The following is a 15830-nucleotide window of genomic DNA, read 5'->3' as shown; positions in this document are numbered from 1 at the left end:
TTAAACTCCGCGGCGTTGGCGGCGGAAACACGCCTGAGATAAAACAAGATGAAATGGCTTTGTGTGGTGAGTATGTTGTCCGGTCTGGCCCTCAGCCCGGCTTTTGCGCAGGAAACGCCGATAACGCAGGGCATGCACGCCCAGCAGCGCGACGCCTTCGTGTCCCATTTGATGAAGCAGATGACGCTGGAAGAGAAGATCGGCCAGCTACGGCTGATCAGCGTCGGGCCGGATAACCCGAAAGAAGCGATCCGCGAGGGCATCCGCAAAGGGCAGATCGGCGCCATCTTCAATACCGTTACCCGGCCGGATATCCGGGTGATGCAGGATCAGGCGATGCAGCTCAGCCGCCTCAAAATCCCGTTGTTCTTCGCCTATGACGTGGTGCATGGCCAGCGCACCGTGTTCCCGATCAGCCTGGGGCTGGCGGCCAGCTTCGATCTGGAAGCCATCGCGCTCAGCGCTCGGGTGGCGGCGCAGGAGGCCAGCGACGACGGCCTCAACATGACCTTCGCGCCGATGGTCGATATCACCCGCGATCCGCGCTGGGGCCGGGTCTCCGAAGGCTTCGGCGAAGACACCTGGCTGGTGTCGAAAATCGCCAAGGTGATGGTCGACGGTTTCCAGAACGGCGACCCGGCCAAACCCGGTTCGGTGATGGCCAGCGTCAAGCACTTTGCGCTGTACGGCGCCGTCGAAGGCGGCCGCGATTACAACACCGTCGACATGAGCCCGCTGCGCATGCATCAGGACTATCTGCCGCCTTATAAAGCGGCGGTGGATGCCGGCAGCGGCGGGGTGATGGTGTCGCTCAACGCGATCAACGGCGTGCCGGCCACCGCCAACCCGTGGCTGCTGAAAGATCTGCTGCGTGACCAGTGGGGCTTTAAAGGCATCACCATCAGCGACCACGGCGCAATCAAAGAACTGATTAAACACGGCGTGGCCGCCGACGCGCGCGACGCGGTGCGGCTGGCGATCACCTCCGGCGTCGACATGAGCATGAGCGACGAGTTCTACGACAAATACCTGCCGGGCCTGGTGAAAGACGGGCTGGTGGCTGAAAGCGATATCGACCGCGCCTGCCGCGACGTGCTGAACACCAAGTACGACATGGGGCTGTTCACCGATCCGTATGTGCATCTGGGCCCGGCGGGTGCCGATCCGCAGGACACCAACACCGAAAGCCGCCTGCACCGCGCCGAAGCGCGGGTGGTGGCGCGCAAAACGATGGTGCTGCTGAAGAACGATAAGCAGACGCTGCCGCTGAGCAAACAGGCGACCATCGCGCTGGTCGGGCCGATGGCCGACAGCCAGCGCGACGTGATGGGCAGCTGGTCCGCCGCCGGGGTGGTCAAGCAGTCGGTGACCCTGCGCGAAGGGCTGGAGCGGGCGGTGGGCGACAAGGCGCGCATTCTTTACGCCAAGGGCGCCAACGTCACGCAGGATAAGGGCATTATCGACTACCTGAACGAGTATGAGCCGGCGGTGGCGTTCGACACCCGTTCGCCGCAGCAGATGATCGACGAAGCGGTGCAGGCGGCGAACAAGGCCGACGTGGTGGTGGCGGTGGTGGGGGAATCGCAGGGCATGGCGCATGAGGCCTCCAGCCGCGCCGACATCACGATCCCGCAGAGCCAGCGCGATCTGATCGCCGCGCTGAAAGCCACCGGCAAGCCGCTGGTGCTGGTGCTGATGAACGGCCGGCCGCTGGCGCTGAGCTGGGAGAGCGAACAGGCGGACGCGATGCTGGAAACCTGGTACAGCGGCACCGAGGGTGGCAACGCGGTGGCGGACGTGCTGTTCGGCGATTACAACCCGTCGGGCAAGCTGCCGATGACCTTCCCGCGCTCGGTCGGCCAGATCCCGATATACTACAACCACCTGAACACCGGCCGCCCGTTCGGCAAGGAGAATCCGGGCAAGTACACCTCGCGCTACTTCGATTCGCCGAACGGCCCGCTGTATCCGTTCGGTTACGGCCTGAGCTACACCACCTTCAGCCTGTCGGATCTGAAACTGTCCAGCCCGACGATGGCGCGCAACGGCAAGCTAACCGCCAGCGTCACGCTGAAAAATACCGGCAAGTACGACGGCGCCACGGTGGTGCAGCTGTATCTGCAGGACGTGACCGCCTCGGTCAGCCGGCCGGTGAAAGAGCTGCGCAACTTCAAGAAAGTGACGCTGAAGGCCGGCCAGTCGCAGCAGGTTGAGCTGCCGATTAGCGAAGACGATCTGAAGTTCTACAACGCCAGCCTGAAATGGGGGGCGGAGCCGGGCAAATTCAACGTGTTCGTCGGCCTGGACTCCGACAACGTGCAGGCGCAAAGCTTTACGCTGAAGTAACCCTGTCCCCCTTGTTCGCCGCGCTGAGCGAGGGGGCATCTATTCATTCCCGCTAACGTCATCGGAGCTTGCCTCATGAAACGCTATCTGGACTGCAGCGCCAGCGATCTGGCCGATATCGGCAAAGCCGATCTGCTCTACGCCATCCGCGCCAGCGAAGGGCGCATCTTGGTCAGCGAAACCATCGCGGTCACTCAGCCGCTGCTCAATAACGTCACCAACGCCGAGCTGGCGGCCAGCCAGGGCGCCGACCTGCTGCTGCTGAACCTGTTCGACGTCGACCAGCCGCATATTGCGGGGCTGCCCGCCGACGTGCCGCCGCAGGAGGCGCTGCGCACGCTGCAGCGCCTGACCGGGCGGGTGATCGGGGTGAACCTGGAGGCCGTCGATCCGGCCTTCGCCACCGAACATAACGACTTCTGGCAGATGACGGCGGGCCGCGCCGCCACCGCCGAGAATGCGCGTAAGCTGTATCAACTCGGCGCGCGCATGTTGGTGCTGACCGGCAACCCGAACAACGGCGTCAGCAATCAGGCGATCGCCGCCGCGCTGAAAGCGATCCGTGATGAGGTGGGCGACGAGATGGTGCTGGTGACCGGCAAGATGCACGGGGCCGGTATCGTGCGCGAAAGCGGCAGCCAGCTGATCGGCGAGCAGGACATCGCGCTGTTCGTGGAGAACGGTGCGGACATCGTGCTGTTGCCGGCGCCCGGCACCATTCCCGGCATGTCGCAGGAGAAAGTGGCGGCGCTGATCGCTTATGCGCAGCGGCAGGGCGCGCTGGCAATGACGGCGATCGGCACCTCGCAAGAGGGGGCCGACGTGCAGACCGTGCGGCAGATTGCGCTGATGAGCAAAATGGCCGGCGCGGATCTGCACCATATCGGCGATACCGGCTATCTGGGGCTGGCGCTGCCGGAAAACATCTTCGCTTACAGCGTGGCGATTCGCGGCGTGCGCCACACCTACAGCCGTATGGCGCGCTCGGTGAACCGCTAAGCCCGGGGTTTTTGCGCCGTCACGATGCTGAAATAGCCGAGCGACGGCAGCACTAGAGCAGGCCCAACGTCGCGCAGCTGGTCGCCGATTTCCCTGCCGGAGTATTGGCGGCCCTGCGTCCATCCCATCATCATCAGGCCGCATCCCGCGGCGGCAGACCGAACACGATGCCGTCAGCGCGCCGGCCAAACGCTGCTGATCAAATCCCAGAAATAACGCGGTGTTTTTAACAAAAAGGGTTCCGCTTCCGGCGTAAGATGAAATGTTTCGCCGTCTCTGGCGATCAATTTCAATGCCAATAGCGCCATGATCAACGTTTCCGCCGGGCGTCTTTCCACATTGGCCTGAGCGCATATATCGGTCAGGTTGAGGGGGCAGAGCAATAAACTCAAAGATGCCCAGGCGATGCGCGATAAGCACCGCCGGAGAGAGATATAAATTCATCGTGATATCGAGAAGGGGTTTTCGTCGCATTGCGGCGGCCGGACGGCATGGTTCATGTGAATCCCCTCCCACTAAGGCATGACACGTCTTAACAGGCTATGCCACGCCGGTGGTTTTGGCAAAGATGGGCACGCAATTGACCGCAGGCCAACGCTTCCGTTGTAAATAATTCCTGGGTGAGATTATTTTTACTATGAATTGAGCGCGGCCAATGCCGAACGTGCAAAAATGACAGCGGGCGGAGATTATTACCCCAGCATGCGTTTTTATTTTATTGAGGCTTAACTTAATCACCGCTATTAATGCATTAGGGTTGTGTTAATCTAGGCCGCCATTATACCGTACCGATATTCACACTGTATTTGTGAATAATTAAAAATTAAATAATTCATTATTAAAACGAGTTAACAATGAAAAAAAGCATTCTGACCGGCATGATTGCCGCGACTCTGGGCCTGTTCAACACCGCTAACGCTGAAGGGATGGATCCTGCCGCATTGAAAAACGTCTATGACATCACGCGCAATACCGCCGGGTTGATGTCCTACTGCGTCGATAAAGGCTTCCTGAAAGCCGACAGCATCGACAACGCCAAGAAAATGGTGGCCTACGTGGCGGCTATTCCCGGCGGCGTCGACACCCGCGACGGCGACAAGCGCGAAGCGATGGGCCGAGAAGGCAATGTACTGAACGACGACGGCAAAGTGGTCGCGTTGGAAAAAGAAGCGCCGCAGGGGCTGCAGGCATGGTGCCAGCAGGCTGACGAAGGGATCCGCCAGGGGCTGACGTCTATCGGTCAGTAAGTCTTCTTCACGCGCCCCTACAGGGCCGATGGGATCCGTCGCCACACCGGCGGATCCGCTTCCAGGATCGCATTCACGCCTCGTTTTACCTCCCGAGTACCCGCATCCGGTTTGATCCCGCTGATTGTTTCGCCATGCACATCGCTATATTATTTGCTATACAACGATAATCAACCGGTCACTGCCATGTTTAACTTTCTCCCGCGCCTGCTGTTGGCGCTTGTTTTGTTTTCCACCGCCGCCCAGGCGGATCGCCAGGTCACCGATCAGCTCAATCGCCAGGTCACGCTGCCCGATCGCATCACCCGCGCGGTGGTGCTGCAACACCAGACGTTGAACCTGTTGGTGCAGCTTGATGCGATGCCTCAGGTGGTCGGCGTGCTCAGCAGTTGGAAAAAGCAGCTGGGGCCAAACTACCTGCGGCTGGCGCCGACGTTGGCAACCCTGCCGATGCCGGGCGATCTGACTTCGGTGAATATCGAGAGCCTGCTCGGCCTGCATCCGCAGGTGGTGTTCGTGGCCAACTATGCGCCGCCGGAGATGATTGCGCAGATCGAACGGGCGGGCATTCCGGTGGTGGCTATCTCGCTGCGCCGCGAGGCGGCCGATCAGGCGGGTAAAATGAATCCGCAGCTGAGCGATGAGGATCGGGCCTATACGCTGGGGCTGCAGGACGGCATTCGCCTGATCGGCGAGGTGATGTCGCGTCAGCCTCAGGCCGAAGCGTTGATTAAGGACGTCATTCAGCAGCGCGCGTTGGTCGCCGAACGGCTGCGCGATCTGCCGGAAAATCAGCGGGTGCGGGTGTATATGGCCAACCCCGATCTCACCACCTACGGCGCCGGCAAGTATACCGGGTTGATGATGCGACACGCCGGTGCGCTCAACGTGGCGGCGAAGGACATTCAGGGGTTTAAACAGGTTTCTATCGAGGATGTCCTGAAGTGGGATCCGGCGGTGATTTTCGTGCAGGAGCGCTACCCGGACGTGGTGCAACAGATCCTGACGTCACCGCAGTGGCAGCCGATCGACGCGGTGAAGAATAAGCGGGTCTACCTGATGCCGGAGTATGCCAAGGCCTGGGGGTATCCGATGCCGGAGGCGATGGCGTTGGGTGAGTTGTGGATGGCGAAAAAACTTTACCCGCAGCGTTTTGCCGATATCAATCTGCAGCAGCGGGTCGACGCTTACTATCAACGTTATTACCGCGCCACCTGCTGCCAGAGCTGGCAATGAGGCTGGGCTGGCTGGCGTTGTTGACGCTGTGCTGCGCGCTGTTTTCGCTCGGCGTTGGCCGCTTTCAGGTGCCGATGACGCACAGCCTGATGATTTTGCTGGAGCCGTTCACCGGGCAGCATTATGCCGGCATCGATGCTATCCAACGCCAGGTGATCCTGGGCGTGCGCGTGCCGCGAGTGCTGTTGGCGATGGGCGCCGGCGCGGCGCTGGCCCTGTGCGGCGCGGCTTTGCAAGGCGTCTTTCGCAACCCGCTGGTCGACCCGCATATCGTCGGCGTGTCGTCCGGCGCGGCCTTTGGCGGCACGCTGGCTATCCTGCTCAGCCTGCCGTTGGCGGCGCTGCTGCTGTCGGCTTTTGTTTTCGGCATGGCGGCGCTGCTGCTGATTTTCACTCTCACCAGCGCCATTGCGCGGCGCAATATTCTCTCTTTGGTACTGGCGGGGGTGATCCTCAGCGGCTTCTTCTCAGCCTGCGTCAGCCTGATGCAATATCTGGCGGATACCGAAGAGAAATTGCCGAGCATCGTGTTTTGGCTGCTCGGCAGCTTTGCCACCGCCGATCGGCAAAAGCTGCTGATGCTGTTTGTGCCTTTGCTGTTGGCCGGCGGCTTGCTGTTGGCGCTGCGCTGGCGCATCAATCTGCTGTCGTTGGGTGATGAGGATGCCGGTGCATTGGGCATCAACGTTGAGCGCACCCGCTGGCTGATTTTGACGCTGTGCGCCGCCATCGTGGCCGCCCAGGTGGCGGTCAGCGGCAGCATCGGTTGGGTCGGCTTGGTGATCCCGCACGTGGCGAGGCGGCTGGTGGGGCCGGATCACCGGCGCCTGTTGCCGGCTTCACTTTGCCTGGGGGCCCTGTACATGCTGGTGATCGACGATTTGGCGCGCACGCTGAGCAGCAGCGAAATCCCGCTGGGCATTCTGACCGCGCTGATTGGCGCGCCGCTGTTCGCGCTGCTGCTGCGCCGCGCGCAAGTGAGAGGCTGGCATGACTGACACCTTATTGGCCGCCAGGGGCGTAAGGTTCGCCTGGCCGGGCGGGGCACCGCTGTTCCAGCATCTGGACATTCAGCTGCGGCGCGGCGAAGTGCTGGCGGTATTGGGCCCGAATGGGCGTGGCAAGAGCACGCTGCTGCAGCTGTTGTTAGGCAGCCTGACGCCGCAATCCGGCGAGATTGAGCGCCACGGTGAGATGGGCTTTGTCCCGCAACACTTTGCGCCGCCGTTCGCCTACCGGGTGCTGGATATCGTATTGATGGGGCGGGCGCGCCATGTCGGCCTGTTTCGTTCACCGTCAGCCGAGGATCATCGGCTGGCGAGAGAAGCGTTGCAGTCGTTGGATTTGCAGCACCTGGCAGAGCGCGAGTTTGGCAGCCTATCCGGCGGTCAACGTCAATTAGTGATGATCGCCCGCGCGTTGGCGATGCGCTGCGAGGTGTTGATCCTGGATGAACCGACTTCGGCGCTGGATCTGCATTATCAGGATCGGGTGTTGAGCCTGATGGCGAGCCTGGCGCTGGAGCAGCAGCTGGCGGTGGTGTTCTCTACGCATCAACCCAATCATGCTCACGCGGTGGCCGATCGGGCTTTGCTGTTGGGCAAGGAAGGGCGCAGCCGGCTCGGTGCCTGCCGCGAGGTGTTAACGGCGCAATCCCTGTCACCCCTGTTCGAGCTGGCGATCGAACGGGTGCCGCTGACGGTGGCGGGCCGCCGTTACGCGACGCTGGTGCCGCTGTATCGCAGCCAACTGGAGCGACATGATGAGTGATATCCTGCTGTTTGCCGCCGGCAGCCTGCGGCTGGCGTTTGCGCCGCTGCTGTCGGCATTTCAGCGGCGCGCCGGGCAAAAAGTCACGGCGGAATTCGGCCCGGCGGGGTTGTTGCGCCAGCGGATAGAGAATGGCGAGCGGCCACAGCTGTTCGCCTCGGCCAACGTGGCGCACCCGCAAAGGTTGGCGGATCTTGGGATAGCGGGGGCGGTGCAGATTTTTGCGCGCAATCGGCTCTGTGTGACGGTACGCAACGTGCCGGCATTAACCGAACGTCCGCTGCCGCAGGTGCTGTTCGATCCCCACTGGCGCCTTGCTACCTCGACACCGGAGGCAGATCCTTCCGGCGATTATGCGCTGCAGCTTTTCGAACGCTGTGAGCAATACTGGCCGGGGCAAGGGGAAGCGTTGCGCCGCCGGGCGCTGCCGTTGGTTGGCGGCAGGGATTCTGCCCCGCTGCCGGCGGGCCGATTGGCAGCGGAATATCTGATCGCCGGCGGGCAGGCGGATATTTTTCTCGGCTACGCCAGCTATGCTCCGGCCTTAGCCGCCTACCCGACGTTGGCGGTGCGGCCGTTGGCGCCGCCGCTGGACATCGAGGCGGATTACGGTTTATGCCTGTTGGATGACGGCGCGCAGCGGTTAGCCGCATTTATCTTGAGCGAACAGGGGCAGGAAATCCTGAGCCGACACGGGTTTATGCGGCGCGCGGAATGACTCGCCGGGCCTGGCGGCCCGGAGAATGTTACCAGAACAGCGGGGTGGTGTTTTCAGCCAGAAACGCCAGCAGGGTTTCGTTGACCGCCGTCGGGTTTTCCTTGTTGCTGATATGCCCGGCGTTGGGGATCAGCACATGTTGACAACCGAGAAGATCCGCCATGCGCTGGCCTTCCGCCGGCGGGCGCGGCTTATCTTGGGCGCCGGTGATGACGATGCTGGCGGCGGTGATGTTTTCCAGCAGCGTCAGCTTGTCGGGGCGACCGAAGATCATCCGGCCCAGCGGTACGATGCTCTCGCGCAGGCGATCGGCGGGCAGGCTCTGGAGCTGACACAATAGCGATTGCAATAAGGCGTCGGGGACGTCATCGGAATAAAACAGCGACGCGACATGTTCCAGCAGCGGCGAAGTGATGGCGCCGGCTTGCTCCACGGCGGCCAGCATGCCCATATAACGCTGCCGCGCCTCCGGCGTTTCGTCGCCCAGATAGCTGTCCATCAGCGCCAGCACCTTGACCCGTTCCGGCGCCAGCGCCGCCAGTTCGGCGCCCCACATGCCGCCGACGGACAGGCCGACGATGCCGAACTCTTCAATATCCAAGCGATCCATCAGCGCCAAATGATCGGCGGCGATATCCGACAGGCTGTTTCGCCCGGTCGGCAGCGCCGGTGAGTCGCCGTGGCCCCAGAGATCCGGCACGATCAGGCGATAGCGTTTCGCCAGCGCTTCAAACTGCGGCGCCCACATGTTCAGATCGAACAGATAGCTGTGGCCCAGCAGCAACGGAAAGCCTGAGCCTACGTCGAGATAATGCAGGGAGTTGCCCATCGTTGGCATCTTATCGGTTCCTTAATATAAAGAGAGTCCGGCTGCTTATATCACACTCATATTCAACCTGTGGTATTAATTTACCTTAAATTACTCAGGCAAATCCTTATTTTTAATTTTTATTGATAACAAGACGTCAATGAAAGGTGACGCTAAGGATAATATTCTGGTGACGATAAGCGCCTTGGTTTATGCTGGCGCTCCTTTCAAGACGGAATAGCTAAACAGGGAGTCATGATGAAAAAACTTTTCAGGCTATTAATTATTTTGCTTGTCATTTTGCTGCTGGCGGCGGTGCTGTGGTGGTTCTTTGGGCGCGGCAATCCGAATGCGCTGTGGCAAATCGTCAGCCAACAGTGCGTGCCCAATCAGCAGCAGAACGACGATCCGGCGCCCTGCTTAAAGGTTGATTTAACACAGGGTTATGTGCTGTTTAAGGACAGCAAAGGCCCCTATCACGATCTGGTGATGCCAACCGAAAAGGTCAGCGGCATCGAGAGCCCGGCATTGCAGACGGAACACGCACCGCCTTATTTCGCCCAGGCCTGGAATAACCGCGAACATATATCCGGCGAGCTGGGAAAACCGTTAAAAGATGCGTGGCTTTCGCTGGCGGTCAATTCGAAATATGGCCGTTCTCAGGATCAGCTGCATATTCACGTTGCCTGCCTGCGTCAGGATGTCTATAACGCGCTGGGGCAACAGGCGGAGCAATTAGATCAGCAGTGGCGCCCGCTGGCGGTGAAATTGGTCGGCCACCAATATCTGGCCAGAAAATTGGCGGGCACCGATTTAACCCAGGAAGATCCTTTCCGTTTGCTGCACAACTATGTGGTCGAGCAGGGCGACAGCATCGGCAATTATGGCCTGGCGCTGGCGGTCAGCCCGCAGGGTGAGATGCTGCTGTTGGCTAACCGTTTGAAGTTGACCGATCTGAACCTGGGCTCGGCCGGCGAAATTCAGGACTACCACTGCGCGGTGGCGGGGAACTGAAGGTGATGATAACCCGCCGGCTGAGTTAGCCGGCGGCTGCCGCGCGCTCAGAGCTTCTTCAGCAGCGCCAGCAGCTGCGCTTCGCTTTTCTCCGCCAAACCGTCGATGGCCAGCTTGATGATGTCGGAGCGGGTGATGCGCACGATGCCGCTGCGCGCCGCCTGCACGATCACTTCATCGATGGCTTCAATGTGGCTGTCCGTCAGGCTGACGGAAATCGCCTTATAGGTGCGCTTGCGGCCGGCCGGTTTGGCTTCCGGCGCGGGCGCCGCGACCGGCAGCGTGTGCGAGGTGGCGCTGTTGATGAATTCGTCTTCCGACATGCGGTGGGTGGGGGTGCGCTTCTTCACAGGATCACCTCTTTCACCAGGCATTCAATTTCGCTCTGCGCCTTTTCGTTGTTCGCCTCATGCACGGTGATGGCTTCGCCCCAGGCGTCGCGGTAAATCTTGCGGTCGCACAGGCGGTGGCTCACCAGGGTGAACTCCGGATATTCGCTCAGCACTTGCGCCGCTTCGTTGGCTTCATTGATGAAGATGTTGGTCGGGCACATGTTCAGCACGATGTAGCCTTTGACCTTCTCGTTGTATTCCTGCGCGGTGGAGAACATCTCCGACAGATAGCCGATGGTGTCGAGATCCATCTGCGAAGGGCGCAGTGGCGAGAGGAACAGATCGGCGGCCAGCAGCCCGGAGCGCAGTTCGGCGCTGTCGCGGCCGGCGGTGTCGACGATCACGTAGTCGTAATGGCGATCCAGTTCCAGCAGCGTTTCTTTGATTTTGCCCGACGCGGCCACCACCGGAATGTGCGGCAGCCCCTCAACGTTCTGACGGTCGTTGTACCAGGTCATGATCGATTTCTGGTCGTCGGCATCGACGATGATCGCCGTCTTGCCTTGCTTAAGAATCAGATACCCGGCGATATTCACCGCTTTCGTCGATTTGCCGACGCCGCCTTTTTGCGAGCCAATCAGAACAATCATGCTGCCATCTCTCAAGTTATTAAGCTGATAACTTATTAAGTTAATGTGCTTATTAGGTTGATAATCAAACAGGTTAACAAGAACAACTCGCGAACAATATGCACCAACTGCGGCGGCTTGCCAAGCCAGTATGTCGTTAACTGCGCAGCTTATTTTGCGCTGGATGGCCCGGATGGGTAAGTAGGAATTCTCTGGGAAGTGGCGATGCGGAGGCGGGGTTTGTTAATTTAACAGCTTAATAAGTTAGTGGCTCATTAAGCTGTCGGTGGCGTTACTTCTTCATCATCGCCTTCAGGTTGGCGAACGGGTTATGGGTGGCGACGCCGACATCTTTCTGCGCGTCTTCACCGGCCACCACCGTCGAACCGTATTGATCGGCCTCGGTGTATTTCGAGTGCTCGTGGTCGTGGCAGTACAGGCACAGCATTTCCCAGTTGCTGCCGTCTTCGGGGTTGTTGCTGTGATCGTGATCGATGTGGTGCACCGTCAGTTCGCGCAGGTTGGAATAAACGAACTCGCGCGAGCAGCGCCCGCATACCCAGGGGAACAGTTTCAGCGCTTTTTCGCGATAGCCGGTTTCCAGCTTCGCATAGTTTTTGGGGATATAGGCCATGGTGGTCGTCCGTCGTGAATCACTATGCGGCAAATAATACCACACTGCGTACGGCGACAACGTGCGGCTCATCCTGTCGCTAGCGAAATGTCTCCACCGCCCAGTCGATAAACGCCCGCAGCTTGCCGCTGAGGTGGCGATTGGACGGGTACACCACGTACATCTGCTCCGGCGGCGGCTGCCAGTCGTGCAGCAGGCTGACCAGCTCGCCGCGCTCGAGGTGCGGCTGCGCCATAAACCGATAGATCTGGATGATGCCCAATCCGGCCAGGCTCGCCGCCAGCAGCGCGTTGCCTTCGTTAATGCTGACCGGGTAGCGCTGTTGAATGGCGATCTCTTTGCCGCGCTCGACATAGCGTTGCGGATGGATGCGGTCGTTGACAGGATGGCGATAGTGCACCATCGGGAAACTCTGCTCCAGATCGCACGGGTGGCGCGGCGTGCCGTGGCGCGCCAGGTAGGCCGGGGTGGCGCAGCTCACCCAGTCCAGGTCGAACAGGCGGCGGGCGATCAGGCTGGAGTCGGCCAACGGGCCGCTGCGGATCACGCAGTCCGCGCTGTCGCTGATCAGATCGATAACGCGATCGCCGATGCTGAGATCGATCTGGATTTGCGGGTAGCGTTCCAAAAAACCGGGCAGCGCCGGCAACAGCAGCTGGCGGGCGGTGCCGCTGCCGGTATCGATGCGCAGCACGCCCTGCGGAGAATTCTGTGACTCGGTCAGACAGCCCTCCATCTGCTCCAAATCCGCCAGCCATTTCACCGTATTCTGGTAATAGCATTCGCCTTCGCGGGTGACCGACACGCTGCGGGTGGTGCGCTGGAACAGCTTGGTCTGCAGGTGATCCTCCAGATTCTGGATCAGCTTGGTGACCGTCGCTTTCGGCATGCCCAGCGAATCGGCGGCGCGGGTAAAACCGCCGGTTTCCACCACGCGGTTAAATACCCGGATAGCGAGCAAATGATGATCCATAGGTTCCCAACGTCATGCCCCGGCAGTGGCCGGGGCATGTTTCTGCAGATAGATAATGATTAACACTGTTTAGCGCCAATCGTGCCGGAGCGCAAGCTGAGGCCGAACACCAGCGTGGCGGAGAGGATCAGCGCGCCGCCGAACAACATGGCGCTGCTGACGCCCTGCCAGTCCACCACCTCGCCGCCCAGCAGTGCGCCGGAGGCCAGCGCGATCTGGATGACGCACACCAGCAGCGCCTGGCCGGCTTCCGGCGCCTGCGGCACCGCGGCGAACATCCAGTTGGTGGCGCATACCGGCACGGCGCCGAACGCCAGCCCCCAAACCAACACCATCAGCGTGGCGCCGGCGAGGCCGCTGAGCAGCGGCGAAACGATCAGAATGCCCGCCAGCATGGCGGCGATCAGGATAAAGGTGGCGCGCAGGCTGTGTTCCGCCAGGCGCTCGCCGAGGAAGGTGCCCAGCAGGCCGATGGCGCCATAGGCCAGCAGCTGCAGCGAGATCGCCGATGGGCTGAGCACGAACACCTGTTGCAGCAGAGGGCGCAGATAGGTATAGGCGGCGAAGTGGCCGATGAACAGCAGCACGATGGCGATCAGGCCGATGCGCGCCATCGGCAGGCGCAGCGGCAGCACCAGATCGCGCGGCGTAACCGGCCGGGAAGGCGGTACCGACGTGAGTAAACGCAGCTGCGCCAACAGTACGCCGACCGCCAGCGCCGCCCCGCCGAAGAAGGCGGCGCGCCAGCCGAACAGATCGCCGATCAGCGCCCCCGCCGGCACGCCGCACACCGCGCCGACCGAGATGCCGCTGAGGATCAGCGCGGTGGCGCGGCCCTGGCTGGCTTCCGGCACCAGATGGCGGCCGTAGTTGGCGGCGAACGACCAAAAGCCGCCGACGCAGATGCCCAGCAACACGCGGCCCAACAGCATCATCGGGAAGTTGACGGCCAGCGCCGCCACCAGGTTGGACACCATCAGCAGCAACGACAGTCCCAGCATCAGCAGGCGTCTGTCCAGCCGGCCGGAAGCCAGGCTCAACACCGGTGCGGCCACCGCCGCCACGATGCCGGGCATGGTGACCATCAGCCCGGCGGTGCCGGTGCTGACGCCGAGCGAAGGGGCGATGTTGGTCAGCAGGCCGATCGGCAGAAACTCGGTGGTGACCATGACAAAACAGGCGACCGTCAGCGAGAAGATCGCCGGCCACGGGGATGATGCAGGTTTATCTTTATTATTCAGCATAATGCCGCTCGTCTTGGGTGAATGCGCAGGCCGCGCTCGGGGCGCGGTGTGACCGAAGTCACAATCTACGGCAGGCCGAAGCCGCGGATAAATCCGTTTGCGGTGGTTACACTGTTTCTGAGGGGAAACAATCGCCGGCGGCGAGTGAAAACGCGGCTTGCGCCGCGCTGCGGGGGAAAGGAATAAAACGGCATAAGGTTATGACCGAATGCCGCTTGCGTTTAAAGCCCCGGCGCTTTCCACAGCGAGGTGGTCAGGCCGTTATCCACCAGCGTCAGCTGATCGGCGTAAACCTGCCGCCAGGTTTCTTTCTGTTCCTGATACAGCGCATGGTGGGTCATGTCGGGTTGATGCTCGCGCTCCCAGCGCACCAGGCGTTCGCCGGTTTCGGCCAGCGACTCGAACAGCCCGGCGCCGACGCCGGCGGCGATCGCGCAGCCCAGCGCGGTGGCTTCTTTCACCATCGGCACCCGCACCGTCAACCCGGTGACGTCGCTGAGGATCTGGCTCCACAGCTTGCCCTTGGCGCCGCCGCCGGCGAACACCAGCGAGCGCGCCTGCACGCCGGAGAAGGCGGCGATCTGTTCCAGGTTGCAGGCGGAGACGATGGCGGCGTTCTCCTCCAGCGCGCGGAACAGCGTCTGTTTATTGCAGCGCTCCGGGTCGATCGACATATTGATGAACGACGGCGCCGCGTGATACCAGGTTTTGAAATGCATGGCGTCGGAAAAGATCGGCATCACGCCGTAGGCGCCCGGCGGCACCCTGGCCGCCATCTCTTCCAGCAGGCTGTAGGCATCGACCCCCAACCGCTCCGCCAGCAATTTTTCCTCTGCGCAGAAGGCGTCGCGGAACCAGCGCATGGTCAGGCCGGTAAAGAAGCTGATGGATTCCGCCTGCGCCATGCCGGGAATGACGTGGGGGTTGATGCGGATGTTCATCTCCGGATCGATGGCCGGCTCCGGCAGGTTGACGATCTGCTGCCAGAAGGTGCCGCCGAGCACCGCCGTCTGCCCGGCGCGCACGATGCCAAGCCCCAGGCTGCCGAGCTGCACGTCGCCGCCGCCCATCACCACCGGGGTGCCGCGCAGCAGCCCACTCTCCTGCGCCGCCTGTTCGGTGACGCGCCCCAGCACGCTGCCGGTCTCTTTCACCGGCGACAGAATATCGGCGCGCAGCCCGGCCATGTCGAGCAGTGCCGGCCGCCAGTCGCGGCTGGTCAGATCCAGCATGCCGGTGGTGCCGGCGTTGGAAGGATCGACCGCCAGCTCGCCGCTGAGCATGTTGGCCAGCCAGTCGCTGATCATGGTCAGCGTCGCCGCCTGGCGGTAGATGTCCGGCCGATGGTGCGCCAGCCACAGCAGGCGCGGCATGGCGCTCAGCGCCAGCGTCTGGCCGGAGTATTGATACACCTCGCGTTCGAAGCCGTGGTTATGCAACTCTTTCAGCTCGCTGACTTCGTGGCTGGCGCGCGCGTCGACGTTGGCGCAGGCCCAGATCGGCACGCCGTTGCGGTCGTACAGAACGATGCCTTCACGCATCGAGCAGCAGGCCACCGCGCGTATCGCCTGCGCCGTCAGCCCGGCGCGCTGCAAGGCCTGGCGAATGCACTGGCAGGCCAGCTGCCAGTTGCGGCTGAGGTCAAACTCCATCGAGCCGGGCACGCCCGGCACCGCCAGGTGTTGCCACTCCGCCTGGCCGTGCGCGATCTGATTGCCCGCCAGATCGAAGATCACCGCGCGAATACTGCCCGTTCCTGCGTCCAGCGCCATCAAGTAGTTATCCATAGCCTATGCTCTCAGGGGGAGGAGTGTTAACTATAGATGCCGCCGCCTTACCCCGCCGGGGGAGGAGTGGGCGTCGCCGGTGCGATTTGTGAG

Annotated in this window: 16 protein-coding genes; 8 read left to right on the top strand and 8 right to left on the bottom strand. The window is 61.6% G+C overall.

What is annotated here, in order from left to right:
- Positions 1-48: 48 nt before the first annotated feature.
- Complete coding sequence (gene bglX / locus ACJ8HB_RS04545; RefSeq protein WP_047568749.1) at positions 49-2346, top strand: beta-glucosidase BglX; 2298 nt, start codon at positions 49-51, stop codon at positions 2344-2346.
- A 75-nt stretch (positions 2347-2421) separates the two neighbouring features.
- Entirely contained in the window at positions 2422-3345 is a 924-nt protein-coding gene (locus ACJ8HB_RS04540) for a DUF7916 family protein (RefSeq protein ID WP_041033990.1), read from the top strand.
- Between the two features lie 173 nt (positions 3346-3518).
- On the opposite strand, the gene ACJ8HB_RS04535 is transcribed toward ACJ8HB_RS04540, so the two are convergent.
- Positions 3519-3737, bottom strand: a complete 219-nt coding sequence (locus ACJ8HB_RS04535) for a hypothetical protein (RefSeq protein ID WP_223307166.1) — start codon at positions 3735-3737, stop codon at positions 3519-3521.
- A 462-nt stretch (positions 3738-4199) separates the two neighbouring features.
- On the opposite strand from ACJ8HB_RS04535, the gene ACJ8HB_RS04530 reads away from it, so the two are divergent.
- The 5 genes from ACJ8HB_RS04530 (at position 4200) to ACJ8HB_RS04510 (ending at position 8316) form a co-directional block, all read left to right on the top strand.
- Positions 4200-4592 carry a hypothetical protein gene (locus tag ACJ8HB_RS04530; RefSeq protein WP_038879962.1) on the top strand — a complete coding sequence of 131 codons (393 nt, stop codon included), beginning with the start codon at positions 4200-4202 and terminating at the stop codon, positions 4590-4592.
- Positions 4593-4778: 186 nt separating this feature from the next.
- The gene (locus ACJ8HB_RS04525; protein WP_047568746.1) at positions 4779-5828 is read left to right on the top strand and encodes an ABC transporter substrate-binding protein; all 1050 of its coding nucleotides are present in this window, start codon (positions 4779-4781) and stop codon (positions 5826-5828) included.
- Positions 5825-6826 (top strand): FecCD family ABC transporter permease, encoded by a 1002-nt coding sequence (locus ACJ8HB_RS04520; protein ID WP_047568744.1) that lies wholly within the window; start codon positions 5825-5827, stop codon positions 6824-6826. Before ACJ8HB_RS04525 ends, ACJ8HB_RS04520 begins: the two co-directional genes overlap by 4 nt.
- Positions 6819-7598, top strand: coding sequence for an ABC transporter ATP-binding protein (locus tag ACJ8HB_RS04515; protein ID WP_047568741.1), 780 nt, complete (start codon positions 6819-6821; stop codon positions 7596-7598). Before ACJ8HB_RS04520 ends, ACJ8HB_RS04515 begins: the two co-directional genes overlap by 8 nt.
- Positions 7591-8316, top strand: a complete 726-nt coding sequence (locus ACJ8HB_RS04510; RefSeq protein ID WP_080298840.1) for a substrate-binding domain-containing protein — start codon at positions 7591-7593, stop codon at positions 8314-8316. Before ACJ8HB_RS04515 ends, ACJ8HB_RS04510 begins: the two co-directional genes overlap by 8 nt.
- A 28-nt stretch (positions 8317-8344) precedes the next feature.
- Here the strand turns inward: ACJ8HB_RS04510 and ACJ8HB_RS04505 are convergent, their stop codons facing one another.
- Positions 8345-9145 (bottom strand): alpha/beta fold hydrolase, encoded by an 801-nt coding sequence (locus tag ACJ8HB_RS04505; RefSeq protein WP_080298839.1) that lies wholly within the window; start codon positions 9143-9145, stop codon positions 8345-8347.
- Positions 9146-9382: 237 nt separating this feature from the next.
- On the opposite strand from ACJ8HB_RS04505, the gene ACJ8HB_RS04500 reads away from it, so the two are divergent.
- Positions 9383-10138: a CDP-diacylglycerol diphosphatase gene (locus tag ACJ8HB_RS04500; protein ID WP_047568735.1), complete on the top strand. Its 756-nt coding sequence runs from the start codon at positions 9383-9385 to the stop codon at positions 10136-10138.
- 47 nt (positions 10139-10185) lie between these two features.
- Here ACJ8HB_RS04500 and ACJ8HB_RS04495 read toward each other — a convergent pair whose 3' ends face one another.
- The 6 genes from ACJ8HB_RS04495 to lsrK all read right to left on the bottom strand — a co-directional run bounded on the left by ACJ8HB_RS04495 (position 10186) and on the right by lsrK (position 15737).
- Positions 10186-10488, bottom strand: coding sequence for a hypothetical protein (locus tag ACJ8HB_RS04495; protein WP_033637563.1), 303 nt, complete (start codon positions 10486-10488; stop codon positions 10186-10188).
- Positions 10485-11120, bottom strand: coding sequence for an AAA family ATPase (locus ACJ8HB_RS04490; RefSeq protein ID WP_033637564.1), 636 nt, complete (start codon positions 11118-11120; stop codon positions 10485-10487). Before ACJ8HB_RS04490 ends, ACJ8HB_RS04495 begins: the two co-directional genes overlap by 4 nt.
- Positions 11121-11391: 271 nt before the next feature.
- Positions 11392-11733, bottom strand: a complete 342-nt coding sequence (yajD, locus tag ACJ8HB_RS04485; protein WP_016928619.1) for an HNH nuclease YajD — start codon at positions 11731-11733, stop codon at positions 11392-11394.
- A gap of 79 nt (positions 11734-11812) precedes the next feature.
- Positions 11813-12706 (bottom strand): LysR family transcriptional regulator, encoded by an 894-nt coding sequence (locus ACJ8HB_RS04480; RefSeq protein ID WP_047568730.1) that lies wholly within the window; start codon positions 12704-12706, stop codon positions 11813-11815.
- A 59-nt stretch (positions 12707-12765) separates the two neighbouring features.
- The gene (locus ACJ8HB_RS04475; RefSeq protein ID WP_047568728.1) at positions 12766-13950 is read right to left on the bottom strand and encodes an MFS transporter; all 1185 of its coding nucleotides are present in this window, start codon (positions 13948-13950) and stop codon (positions 12766-12768) included.
- A 221-nt stretch (positions 13951-14171) separates the two neighbouring features.
- A complete protein-coding gene (lsrK, locus tag ACJ8HB_RS04470) occupies positions 14172-15737 on the bottom strand; it encodes an autoinducer-2 kinase (RefSeq protein WP_047568726.1) in 1566 nt (521 codons plus the stop codon).
- Positions 15738-15830: the final 93 nt, after the last annotated feature.

The sequence above is a fragment of the Serratia sp. CY27727 genome (assembly GCF_052169275.1).
GTDB classification, from domain to species: Bacteria; Pseudomonadota; Gammaproteobacteria; order Enterobacterales; family Enterobacteriaceae; genus Serratia; species Serratia sarumanii.
This window is presented reverse-complemented; position numbering and strand designations above follow the sequence as displayed.